Below are 10382 nucleotides of genomic sequence, written 5' to 3'. Positions count from 1 at the left end.
ATCGGTCTTTCGGAGCTTGATAATGCACAAGGTCTTCCCCAAGAAGGTGCGCGAGAGCGCATCCGCAACAAGGCGCGACAATTGATCAAAAAATCGTTGTGACGAACCCAAAACTTTATATTCTCTCTTTCACTACCACCATCAATATTCGCTATTTTCTCCAAATGTTTTAAAGCAATTTCTTTAGATGACTGATTATCCATATATTTGAACTAATGAGAACAAATTTTATAGTTTGGCGCTGACGCTCAGCTGCAACGGTTAGAAACCGCGCACGAATAAATTACTTTTTTAATAGCTTAAACCCCTAATAATCAAGGATTATATTTTTCCAAACAGGTAAGTTACTTCTGTTCGCATTCTAAAATACCATCATAACTAAATCACAAAGTAATAGTATTCTTGTACTATCGAGAGAACGAGTTTCTTATGCATCGCGCCATTCAACAGTTACGGACGAGGCTTGACTTCTAGTCTGGATCTGGTGCTAACTCTTTTAAAGTAAGTACAATAGTAGTATATTGAATCGTAATAACCCTATGAATCCAGTAGTAATTAGACCCTCATCTTGGCTAACGACTGGTATTCGAGTCGAAAAAGTCAACAATCTCAATCTTTTCAAATTTACTGAAGAGCTAGGTTCGCGTTTGCAAGAACTTCTGGATAAGAAAAAAGCTGATTTACTGACACCAGAAGAAGCCGTTGAACTAGAGGCTATTGGAGAATTAGACACAATTTTTAGCTATATAAATGCCACTATTGCATCTGGGTCGTGACAATTCCTAACAGTATCCAAGAATTTGTACGGAACCGCGCTAATTTTCGGTGCGAATACTGCCATTATCCAGAATTTCTCAGCACATCTCCCCTGACAATCGACCATATCAAGCCGCAATCTTTGGCGGGTTCGGATGATGTAGATAATTTGGCTTCAGCTTGTCGTCGGTGCAATGAACGCCACTATAATTTTACAGTCGGAATCGACCCAGAAACAGAGCAAGAAGTCTCCTTATTTAATCCCCGTCAGCAACAGTGGGCTGAACACTTTATCTGGTCGGCAGATGGTACAAAAATTATCGGCATCACACCTACAGGTCGAGCTACTTGCAACCGAATTGATTTAAATGATGAACGCCGTCTTGACCGCTTTATCCAAAAATCTCGGCAACTTTGGGTGCAAGGTGGTTTTCACCCTCCCCGTTCTGACCCGCGCCAAGAAAATCCTAATTCTTCAGGAGAAATTGTCTAACAATATCTAGATTTTGGGCGTTTCTCAAGCAGCAGAAGAGCTAACGCTCAGACGCAAACAAAGTGAATTCAACGACAAGCTTAATGCCAATACAGATATACTGGGGTGAAGACGAATTCTTAATGCATCGCGCTATTGGGAAACTGCTCAAGCATATCCTTGATCGGGATTGGAACTGCGTCAACTATTCTGAATACTCACCTTCTGCTCAGGAGACAATTCCCCAAGCGTTTGCAGATATCATGACTCCTCCAGTGGGGAGTGGAGGGCGTTTAGTTCATCTACCAAACAGCTCTTTACTGGGGGTTTGCCCAAAAACAGCCCTAGTAAAACTGGAACATATTCTGCCTGCTATCCCAGAAACAAACGTCCTACTGATTACAAGCCTTAACAAACCAGATGCCAGAAACAAATCAGTCCAACTATTGCTTACGTATGCACTCGCTATAGAGTTTCCCCTAATTCCCCAGTGGCAGACGGACGCACTCATACAACAGGCACGCACCCTGGCTCTTGAGGTGGATGTAAACCTGACTGCGGATGCTTACTCTTTATTGGTTGAATCGACGGGTAACAATACGCGCCTAACGTTCACTGAGCTGGAAAAGCTGAAAACCTATGCTCAAAGTGGAACTATAAATGCAGATATGGTGAGAGAGTTGGTGTCAGCAAACGCAGCCAATAGCCTGCAACTAGCCAATGCTATTCGTTTGAGTAATGTTTCTCAGGCGTTGAAATTAATCGAAAACTTAATCAATTGTAATGAGCCTGCGTTAAGGATTGTTGCCACCCTGACTACTGCCTTTCGCACTTGGTTAATAGTCAAACTAATGGCTGCTGCTGGATGTAAAGACGATAGTGCGATCGCTCAAATTGCAGAACTGAAAAATCCCAAACGCCTCTACTACATACGCCAAGAGGTGAAGAGTGTTAGTACAAACAGACTGCAAAATGCTTTGAAAGTGCTGTTGGAACTGGAACTAATGCTCAAGTCTGGTGGAGACGAAAAGCTCGCCCTTCAAACTCAAATCATCAAACTTTGTTCGTAGGTGCTAACTAGAGCAATTCTAAATGATTCGTAAATATCGTGTTTTGGTTGTTGGCTGTCAACAGTTAACAGCCAAAGAGCGTATTTCTCACAACTCAAATGAGATTGCCATATCTCACCAAAATCAACAATTCAAACAATGAATCAACTAAATCTACTTCAAGTCACAGAAGAATCCTCTCTTTCTACCTCACCTCAAAGCACAGAGTCGGAATTTGTGCAACCAGTTAAGGAAATCTTCGAGTTGTCCACCTTGGTGGGACAAAACCTAGCGGTGTCTTTACTCAAAGGAGCGATCGCTAACGCTTCTACATCAGAGAGGCTCGCACACAATCGACTTGCTCCTGCATACTTGTTCGCAGGCCCAGAAGGTGTAGGCAAATCCCTGGCTGCTAGATGCTTCCTCGCCCAAGCTCTTAATATCCATAACCTCACCAATCAACTTGATTTGCTGTGGGTAGAGCCAACTTATCTGCATCAGGGACAGTTGTTGAACGAGAGTGAGTTGGCTGCTGCTGGAGTACAGCGGAAGTCTCCACCGCTTCTCAGGATTGAGCAGGTTCGAGAAATTACCCAATTTCTCTCCCGCTCTCCTCTCAATGCACCATTCAAAGCTGTGGTCATCCAAAATGCTGATAAGATGCAGCCAAATGCTGCCATAAGTAAGTCGGCGTAAAAAAACCAATTTATGTTAAGATAAGTAAATACGTAGAATTCATCTACTAAGGTTACTTGTATATGGGCGCGTAGTTTTTGGGTATTCCTCACTAGTGAGCAAGACCAGACTCTGCTAAACCTCAGAACTGCTGATGTGCCACAGAAAGTCAAAGACAGAGCAGAAGTAGTTAGGTTAAATGCACATGGCTGGTATGTAGAAAAAATCGCAGATCACTTTAATTGGACGCTTGCAACAGTGAGAAATGTTTTGCGTAAATGGCAGAAGCATGGTCTAGAAGGACTTTGGGAATTACCAGGTCGGGGAGTAAAACCAAAGTTGAAAGAAGATGACATTATATTTTTGGAAGAATGCCTGAGAAATGAACCGCGCACGTACAATAGTCGTCAGCTTACGGAAAAACTAGAACGCGATCGCAAAGTGAAACTGAGTTCCGACAGATTAAGACGGGTACTCAAAAAAAGGGGAGCCAGTGCGTTGGGCGGCTCTGCCGACTTGAAGCAACTGGCGTGGTCATTTGGAAACGAGGAAGGAAGAGTCATAAGGAAAAACTTTCCCCCGATAGTACGTGCGCATAAATAAGCAGACCTGGACATACTGAATCTAGCTGCTGCAACCGGAGAAATAGACCTCAAGTATTTAGATGAATCAGGATTTTGTGCGTGGAGCGAACCAAGTTACAAATATTACTTTAAAGGAAAGCAAAAGCACTTAGAACAGACTAAGCGTCGCGGTCGAAGATTAAGTATTATAGGATTTTTTCAGCCTCTAATTAGTTTTATTTACGGTTTGGTTATTGGGGGTGTTAGTAGAAAATCTTACATCCAGATGATGGAACGAGAAGCAAAAGAAGCTCAAGAGGCTGGACGAGTAAGGGTGATAGTACAAGATAACGGTCCAATACATAGGTGCAAAGAGGTTCAGCAGTTATGGGCAAAGTGGGAAAAGATGGGTTTGTATCTCTTCTTTCTACCTAAGTATTGTTCTCAAATGAACCCGATTGAATTGGAATGGCAACATCTCAAAAAAGATGAATTATCAGGACAAATGTTTGATGATGAATTAGACCTTGCCTACGCTGTAATTAACGGAGTTGAAGCCAGAGGAAAGCGAGGAAACTACACGACAGAACGTATTAAATTTGACCAAGCTGTTAGCTATTAGCTATTAGCTATTAGCCCGGTACATGCCTCGCCCCTCGTGGGCGAAAAATTCGAGTCTTGGGGAGGTTAATACCCCGCTCATATTGGGCGGCTTGTCTAAAACTAATCGCTAATCGCTAACCGCTAATCGCTTTTATTTAAATTCTTTTGCTTAACTTTTCGTTACATAACTACAAACTTTTTCGCCGACTTACTTAGATGCGTAAGATTACAACATCATCCTCAAGAATAACGTAGTGAATTATAAAGCCGTATTTTCCAAAAAAAACTACAAGTTTTCGTAATCCTGCTATCTCATCGACAATCGAACCTCGACGAGGATTTTCTTGTAGACTCTCACCCGAAGAGACAATTGCTTGTACTGCCCGTGCTGCTGCATCAGCATTATTAAGTTTGATAAAATCGTAATGACGATTTAAGTCATCAATCGCCGTTTGCGTCCAAACTATCTGGGACATGGACGTTCTTCATCGGTTCCTAAAGAGTCTGCCCATTCACGCACACGCTCATGTGCTACTCCTGTACCTGTTCTACGGTATGCTTCCAGAGCTTTACGGCTTTGCTCAACCATTTGGGCTTGGGTCAGTGGCTGGAAATTTAATGTTGTATCTATTTCACCGTAATCATAGATTTCTTCTATACTTTGAGTAGATTCATGACTGAGTAACTGCTCAAAATCTTCTAAGTCTCCATCAGTTACAGTCAACCATGTTTTGAGCAGACTTTTTACCTGCTCCCCTGGCAATGCCTCAAGATGCTCTAAAATTTGCTGTTTAATATTGTTGGCTGTCATATAGTATTTGATTTTGGTCGCAAAACATTAGAATTCAACGTAATACCTGCATATCTAATTCTAACTAAGCCTAACAGACTGGAGTAACCATTCTACCGCGTGGCTTATGCGTCATCGGCTGAGACTGAGAGCGGTGCTGATGTCTATGATGGCTAGCGTTGGATTAAAGGCGACGAAGCGATGATGCTCCCTTTGAAGGCTGAGTCCTCGTGTAAACCCTGTAACCCACAGCGTACATCCGATTTAAGCCCCAGCGATAGCCCTTTCTACGTCTAAAGATACAAGTTTATTTAATTTTGAGAGATTAATCAGAGATTAATGAGATATTAAGTTAAAAAACGGTTCTTCAGATAGAAACTTATGACAACCGAGCAAGAGCTTCAATCTCTTTTTAATACTTTAGATACCGATCAAGACGGCAAAATCTCCATTAATGATCTTTTTTTAAGCCCTGGCTTAAGTGCAATCATTTCATCAGAAACAAATACCACTACTCCCCAGGAATTACTAGTAAATTATGATTCAGACTTTGACGGTAGTATTACCTTTGAAGAGTTAAAGGAAGCAGTTGAGAAAGCAAATAATTTAACTTAGCAGTCAAAAAACCCAATACCAAATACCAATACCCAAAATCCCTCTAAGCGCCCACGCTTTGAGGGATTTGCATGAAAAAGACAATTGTGTGTTCGTTATCTTCTGAGTCGCTTAAAGTAACCTCGCAAGGTTTGTTTTAGCCCAAAATTGGGTCACAATCTTGTTCCCACTGATGTTTGAGCAATTCTTAGTAAGTAGCTTCCCTAACTCTCATCTGCTTATAGAGCATCAGCAAAAACAATGCGAGCTTGTTCACGGGACATCTGCTTCACTTGATCTGCAAATGTTCTAAGACTAAATTCTTGTTCTAAAGATAATTCAATGGGTTGATTCATCGCTTTTATTACTTAGTCTTTTATTTGGGTTTGCTTATGTAAGCAAATATTGCTTTATATAAATAAATATTACGATAACTTTACAAAAAACAAAGGGGTGTAAACCGTATTAAGTAGGTTAGAATGCCGTATCTCCTGCTGGAAACCTTGATATCACTCCATTGTGGCAACCCAAGTAAAAACCTAAGTTCTCAAGTTTCCTACTTTGAGGTTTTTAAAAGCATTTTTAGCCTCTGCTTGCGGCTGGCGATCGCTCAAAAGAAGAGATGGGCAATACAATTATTCCTTTGGGCAACGGTGGTGATTGAGCGGCTATACGGTATTTATGTTGTTAAAAAATCCCCAGTACACTAACGGGTGAGCAGTGATCTTAGTGATACCATGCCTATTCCTGTAAATCAAACAATTTTACCCAATACATCATTCTTTTTCGGGGGGGTGGCTGATAGCAATTCCTTATTCTCTTGGAAAGAGTTACCATCACCACAGGTACGAGGAGACAATGGCGATCCGTACTTTCTAATCAAAGGCAATATTGTTTCTTCTATCCCGGAGCTTAGTTCTATTGATTCTCTATTAATACTTGGCTTTTTAGGCGTAAGTTCAGCGCTTCTTCATCACAAGCAAAAAAACTAGGTATCTGGTAGAAGATAAGCGTTGCGGCGTGATGCTGGAGTTTGACGATATTGAGCCAATTAAATTTGGTTAACTAATAAAGACTGCACCCGATTGTATTGAATGGATGGCTTGAGCAAGCACCCAAGCTAGGTATGCCCTCATTTAAACTAAAAAAGTGATTTTTCATAACAGCAGGTATGAACAATTACTCTGTTAAATCAGCCTAATTCAATTATCAAGATGACTTTAAAATTCTATAGCCAATTTACCAAAGAGTATCTCCCTCGGGCTACTTTCTCCGTTAGGAAGCATAGAAGTTAGCCCAGATATAGCTGCTCAACAGTCTCCATTAACATTTTAATATACTCATCAGTCGCTTTTCTATAATTACCATGTTCACGTTGATCATGGAGAGACTCTATATTATCTGGATCTCCATGCACGCACCAATACGCTACAGTTCTATATCCACAGTCTAAAAAATCACTAATTTCTTGATAGGTCTTCCCATCATCCATTAGTAATAAAATTAATATCCTCTGCGTTAACTGTGGAGAATTGCTGTTTTTTAGCTCAGACAGTAAATTCTCTCGTTGCGATCGCTTGAGATGTCCGGGGGCTGGCATAATCGGAGATGCACATTTTCTTCGATTACCATTATATGCATATTAGATGTGGAATAGCTTAGTGGCAGTGTACAGCAGTATTACTTTGAGTTGTCCCTGTGTTCACCACAAATAATATAATCATCTCTTCTGCTGGAATGAAAACAGAGGGTATTGGGTATGATTGACCACGACCGACTTTTCAAAGAATTACTATCTACGTTTTTTGTTGAGTTTCTTGATTTATTTCTACCGCAAGTAGTCAGCCAAATAGACCGCGATTCCATCCAGTTTTTACCCCAGGAAATATTTACTGATGTTACCTCTGGGGAAAAGAAGGAAATTGATTTACTGGCTCAATGCCGCTTCGAGCAGCAAGACACTTGTTTTCTAATTCACGTTGAAAATCAATCTTACACTGAGACAGAATTTGCAAAGCGGATGTTTAAGTATTTTGCACGTCTACATGAAAAGTATGATTTACCCATTTACCCAGTTGTAGTTTTTTCGTTTGACGAACCCAAACGCGCCGAACCTCAAAATTATCGGGTCATATTTGGCGACTTCAAGGTGGTGGAATTTCAGTTTGTAGCAATCCAGTTGAATCGTTTAAGTTGGCGGGATTTTCTCACGCAGCCAAATCCAGTGGCAGCAGCATTGATGTCGAAGATGAATATTCCAACAGAGGAACGTCCCTTTGTGAAGGCGGAATGTTTACGTTTGCTGGCGACGTTAAAATTATCGCCAGCACGAATGCAATTGATTTCGGGCTTTGTGGATACGTATTTGCGGCTGGATACAACCGAAGAGCAAGTTTTCCAAGCGGCTATCGATACAATGGGGTTAACTGAGCGGGAGGAAATCATGGAAATTGTTACTAGTTGGGAACAAAAAGCTGCCCAAAAAACAAGAGAAGAGATTGCATTGAATCTACTACAAAGAGGAATGATTGTGCCGGAAATTGCACAAATCACGGGTTTAAGTGTAGAACAAGTGCAGCAGTTACAGGCACAGCTGTCTCCAGAAAATTAATCTCAGTAGACATTCGTGTATCATCATTGAGATGTCAATTGTCGTTAGAGTTTTTTCCCTTGAAAAAGCATAAATCTTCTATGCCTCGAAAAACCCCACCTCCATCCCACTCGACTCTTGAAACTCCACTGGCTCTCTCTCAATTACATATCCGCTTACAATTTCTAGAAAAATCACATCAATCATTACTCAAACAGATTAAAAGAAAACGCACAGAACTGAATAACTTTATTGAACAGACGCGAACTTTCGCCACAGAAATATTTCATAAAGCCAGTCCCAGCTTTCAAAAAATGGCTGACTTAGACCAGGATATTCATACTTTATTTGATGAGATTTTTACTACTAGAAAGTTTGGTAAACAAACCTTCAAAAATATAGAGGCAGTTTACCTTAAGCTCCAGTTTACAGGAATCATTAGTCTCAAACCAAGCCGCAGACAATTTTCAACAGAGCTAGACGAATTGTTTGACAATCCCGAACCCGAATCAGATTTTTCAAGGGAAACTGCTTCTATGTCGCCATCAACATTGGCAAACACAAGAATCTGTAGAAGAATCTCATGGTGAAGCTAGAATAGAAGATAAGAGAAAAATTCGTGAAACATTTCTGAGGTTAGCTGAAATCTTCCACCCTGACAAGGTCTTTGACAGCGAGACACAGACAGATCATACAGAAATTATGAAATCAATTAATCAAGCCTACCAAGAAGGTGATTTGGGATTTGATTTAAATGTCGATGCATATTTTGTCATTGCAGATACAACAGGTCAAAACCATTTTCGGGCTAATAAGATAGTCCTTTGGTCGAATATATGGGGAGATGAACAACGGCTTTTTGATTTAGAAGATGAACTAGGTGAGCAATTCTGGACAGATTATCAAATTCAGTTGCTTTTTGATGAAAAAAATCAGCAAACAATTGAACTATCAGTATCTCAAACAGATGATTATACAGCGAGGTTAGAATTTTACCCATCCCTGAAAAGGTTTTTACCATCCATAGTTCCCTTTACGGATAATGACTTTTAAGATTTTCAAATCACATCAGAATTAATAGACTCTTTATTGGCATCAAAATCTTCGATTTTATGAAGAGACATAATGTCTTTCGTCCTCCGTTCTTTATGGTTTCGATTCATAGACTGAGGTGGAACCAAACCGATGTTCATATTTAAGGGATCTTTATCCCAAATCCACTCCAGCCCAATGATCGCAGCAAACTAGCAGCTTACTGCCTCTCTCAAGGATGAGATTTTGATTCTAGGTAGCTAGTACCGCAAGGCGGAAGTCACGCATTCAAAAGTCAAAAGTATTATAGAATAGGCTTTTTAGAGATTTGCAATGGTTGCTCTATTTACGCCGTGCTGTACTATAGCGCTTCTGGGTTGAGTTCAATACAGACCTAACCCCCAGTGATCGCCTTTCTACGTCAATTGAAACAACTTTATTTAATTTTGAGAGATTAATCACAGATTAATGAGATATTAAGTTGAAAAACGGTTCTTCAGATAGAAACTTATGACAACCGAGCAAGAGCTTCAATCTCTTTTTAATACCTTAGATACCGATCAAGACGGCAAAATCTCCATTAATGATCTTTTTTTAAGTCCTGGTCTAAGTGTAATCATCTCATCAGAAACAAATACCACTACTCCCCAGGAATTACTAGCAAATTATGATTCAGACTTTGACGGTAGTATTACCTTTGAAGAGTTAAAGGAAGCAGTTGAGAAAGCAAATAATTTAAACTAGCAACCCAATCCCTAACTGCTTCACTCACAAAGTGCGCTCACTCAAAACCTTGAGACAACAAATCATCCGGCTATGTCTTTACCACTCTTGTAAGTCATAGCTCTGGGTTTTCTCTTCTTGAGAGGGACTACTGATTTCTTAGGTGCTTGTGGCGGACGACATTTCTCACAATATAGAGGTCGAACCCCAAAAGTTTCTCGTTGTGTGGGTTGTTCGCACTGCTTACATACAAAGTTAAAAACGCGGGTGTGAATTTCCCGCTTGTGCGCTCTGACGGTGTACTCTCGGACTGGGATTATTTTGCTGGGCATTGACTACCTTTGTGGTCTTACTTCTTCAATATAGTTTTTCATATTAGTTCTGCAAGATCCGTGCGTCATCTAACTAAAGTAATTCTACTTAATCAAATAAATACTCTTGAATGTCATTTTGATGATGGCGGAGAATACTTATAGCTTTGACCTGGATTTGACGAATGCGCTCTCGACTGAGGTTTAGCTGTTGGCCAATCTGA

At 40.5% G+C, this 10382-nt stretch carries 16 protein-coding genes and 2 pseudogenes; 12 read left to right on the top strand and 6 right to left on the bottom strand.

Translation table 11 applies throughout. The features are described from left to right. The first annotated feature begins 539 nt into the window (after nt 1–539). The 5 genes and pseudogenes from LC574_RS10210 to LC574_RS10190 all read left to right on the top strand — a co-directional run bounded on the left by LC574_RS10210 (nt 540) and on the right by LC574_RS10190 (nt 4137). Nucleotides 540–776, top strand: coding sequence for a hypothetical protein (locus tag LC574_RS10210; protein WP_229453415.1), 237 nt, complete (start codon nt 540–542; stop codon nt 774–776). After that, a complete protein-coding gene (locus LC574_RS10205) occupies nt 773–1249 on the top strand; it encodes an HNH endonuclease signature motif containing protein (RefSeq protein ID WP_229453414.1) in 477 nt (158 codons plus the stop codon). The genes LC574_RS10210 and LC574_RS10205 overlap by 4 nt, the downstream gene beginning before the upstream one ends. 62 nt (nt 1250–1311) lie before the next feature. Continuing rightward, nucleotides 1312–2298, top strand: a complete 987-nt coding sequence (holA, locus tag LC574_RS10200) for a DNA polymerase III subunit delta (protein ID WP_229453413.1) — start codon at nt 1312–1314, stop codon at nt 2296–2298. Nucleotides 2299–2436: 138 nt separating this feature from the next. Further along, the gene (locus tag LC574_RS10195) at nt 2437–2973 is read left to right on the top strand and encodes a hypothetical protein (protein WP_229453412.1); all 537 of its coding nucleotides are present in this window, start codon (nt 2437–2439) and stop codon (nt 2971–2973) included. A gap of 60 nt (nt 2974–3033) precedes the next feature. Then, nucleotides 3034–4137, top strand: a pseudogene (locus LC574_RS10190) (IS630 family transposase). A 193-nt stretch (nt 4138–4330) separates the two neighbouring features. Here the strand turns inward: LC574_RS10190 and LC574_RS10185 are convergent. After that, complete coding sequence (locus tag LC574_RS10185; protein WP_229453411.1) at nt 4331–4594, bottom strand: type II toxin-antitoxin system RelE/ParE family toxin; 264 nt, start codon at nt 4592–4594, stop codon at nt 4331–4333. Beyond that, complete coding sequence (locus tag LC574_RS10180; RefSeq protein ID WP_229453410.1) at nt 4582–4929, bottom strand: hypothetical protein; 348 nt, start codon at nt 4927–4929, stop codon at nt 4582–4584. The genes LC574_RS10185 and LC574_RS10180 overlap by 13 nt, the downstream gene beginning before the upstream one ends. Nucleotides 4930–5289: 360 nt before the next feature. Between LC574_RS10180 and LC574_RS10175 the strand changes: the two genes are divergently transcribed. After that, a complete protein-coding gene (locus tag LC574_RS10175) occupies nt 5290–5523 on the top strand; it encodes an EF-hand domain-containing protein (RefSeq protein WP_229453409.1) in 234 nt (77 codons plus the stop codon). A gap of 187 nt (nt 5524–5710) precedes the next feature. On the opposite strand, the pseudogene LC574_RS10170 reads toward LC574_RS10175, so the two are convergent. Beyond that, nucleotides 5711–5858, bottom strand: a pseudogene (locus LC574_RS10170) (NblA/ycf18 family protein). A gap of 123 nt (nt 5859–5981) precedes the next feature. Here LC574_RS10170 and LC574_RS10165 point away from each other — a divergent pair. Together LC574_RS10165 and LC574_RS10160 are read left to right on the top strand one after the other, a co-directional pair. Further along, nucleotides 5982–6212 (top strand): hypothetical protein, encoded by a 231-nt coding sequence (locus tag LC574_RS10165; RefSeq protein WP_229453408.1) that lies wholly within the window; start codon nt 5982–5984, stop codon nt 6210–6212. Between the two features lie 27 nt (nt 6213–6239). Beyond that, nucleotides 6240–6494 (top strand): hypothetical protein, encoded by a 255-nt coding sequence (locus LC574_RS10160; RefSeq protein WP_229453407.1) that lies wholly within the window; start codon nt 6240–6242, stop codon nt 6492–6494. 299 nt (nt 6495–6793) lie between these two features. Here the strand turns inward: LC574_RS10160 and LC574_RS10155 are convergent, their stop codons facing one another. Further along, on the bottom strand, nt 6794–7102 hold the full coding sequence (locus tag LC574_RS10155; protein ID WP_229453406.1) for a helix-turn-helix domain-containing protein: 309 nt from the start codon (nt 7100–7102) through the stop codon (nt 6794–6796). A gap of 159 nt (nt 7103–7261) precedes the next feature. On the opposite strand from LC574_RS10155, the gene LC574_RS10150 reads away from it, so the two are divergent. From LC574_RS10150 to LC574_RS10135, 4 genes are all read left to right on the top strand, one after another. After that, nucleotides 7262–8113 carry an Rpn family recombination-promoting nuclease/putative transposase gene (locus tag LC574_RS10150; RefSeq protein ID WP_229453405.1) on the top strand — a complete coding sequence of 284 codons (852 nt, stop codon included), beginning with the start codon at nt 7262–7264 and terminating at the stop codon, nt 8111–8113. Nucleotides 8114–8193: 80 nt separating this feature from the next. Next, entirely contained in the window at nt 8194–8682 is a 489-nt protein-coding gene (locus LC574_RS10145; protein WP_306422096.1) for a hypothetical protein, read from the top strand. A 112-nt stretch (nt 8683–8794) separates the two neighbouring features. Further along, nucleotides 8795–9145 (top strand): hypothetical protein, encoded by a 351-nt coding sequence (locus LC574_RS10140; protein WP_306422095.1) that lies wholly within the window; start codon nt 8795–8797, stop codon nt 9143–9145. 489 nt (nt 9146–9634) lie between these two features. Continuing rightward, a complete protein-coding gene (locus LC574_RS10135; protein ID WP_229453404.1) occupies nt 9635–9868 on the top strand; it encodes an EF-hand domain-containing protein in 234 nt (77 codons plus the stop codon). Between the two features lie 62 nt (nt 9869–9930). On the opposite strand, the gene LC574_RS10130 is transcribed toward LC574_RS10135, so the two are convergent. Then, a complete protein-coding gene (locus LC574_RS10130; RefSeq protein ID WP_229453403.1) occupies nt 9931–10179 on the bottom strand; it encodes a hypothetical protein in 249 nt (82 codons plus the stop codon). A gap of 88 nt (nt 10180–10267) precedes the next feature. Next, nucleotides 10268–10378 carry a sigma factor-like helix-turn-helix DNA-binding protein gene (locus tag LC574_RS10125; RefSeq protein ID WP_368736678.1) on the bottom strand — a complete coding sequence of 37 codons (111 nt, stop codon included), beginning with the start codon at nt 10376–10378 and terminating at the stop codon, nt 10268–10270. Between the last annotated feature and the right edge of the window lie 4 nt (nt 10379–10382).

This window comes from Nostoc sp. CHAB 5715 (assembly GCF_020829685.1).
Taxonomy (GTDB): Bacteria; Cyanobacteriota; Cyanobacteriia; order Cyanobacteriales; family Nostocaceae; genus Nostoc.
This window is presented reverse-complemented; position numbering and strand designations above follow the sequence as displayed.

Excerpts from the sequence above, each read along its gene's own strand:
- LC574_RS10210 (WP_229453415.1), top strand. The coding sequence starts at position 540 with ATGAATCCAGTAGTAATTAGACCCTCATCTTGGCTAACGACTGGTATT.
- LC574_RS10195 (WP_229453412.1), top strand. The coding sequence starts at position 2,437 with ATGAATCAACTAAATCTACTTCAAGTCACAGAAGAATCCTCTCTTTCT.
- LC574_RS10185 (WP_229453411.1), bottom strand. The coding sequence starts at position 4,594 with ATGTCCCAGATAGTTTGGACGCAAACGGCGATTGATGACTTAAATCGT.
- LC574_RS10180 (WP_229453410.1), bottom strand. The coding sequence starts at position 4,929 with ATGACAGCCAACAATATTAAACAGCAAATTTTAGAGCATCTTGAGGCA.
- LC574_RS10175 (WP_229453409.1), top strand. The coding sequence starts at position 5,290 with ATGACAACCGAGCAAGAGCTTCAATCTCTTTTTAATACTTTAGATACC.
- LC574_RS10165 (WP_229453408.1), top strand. The coding sequence starts at position 5,982 with ATGCCGTATCTCCTGCTGGAAACCTTGATATCACTCCATTGTGGCAAC.
- LC574_RS10160 (WP_229453407.1), top strand. The coding sequence starts at position 6,240 with ATGCCTATTCCTGTAAATCAAACAATTTTACCCAATACATCATTCTTT.
- LC574_RS10155 (WP_229453406.1), bottom strand. The coding sequence starts at position 7,102 with ATGCCAGCCCCCGGACATCTCAAGCGATCGCAACGAGAGAATTTACTG.
- LC574_RS10150 (WP_229453405.1), top strand. The coding sequence starts at position 7,262 with ATGATTGACCACGACCGACTTTTCAAAGAATTACTATCTACGTTTTTT.
- LC574_RS10145 (WP_306422096.1), top strand. The coding sequence starts at position 8,194 with ATGCCTCGAAAAACCCCACCTCCATCCCACTCGACTCTTGAAACTCCA.
- LC574_RS10140 (WP_306422095.1), top strand. The coding sequence starts at position 8,795 with ATGAAATCAATTAATCAAGCCTACCAAGAAGGTGATTTGGGATTTGAT.
- LC574_RS10135 (WP_229453404.1), top strand. The coding sequence starts at position 9,635 with ATGACAACCGAGCAAGAGCTTCAATCTCTTTTTAATACCTTAGATACC.
- LC574_RS10130 (WP_229453403.1), bottom strand. The coding sequence starts at position 10,179 with ATGCCCAGCAAAATAATCCCAGTCCGAGAGTACACCGTCAGAGCGCAC.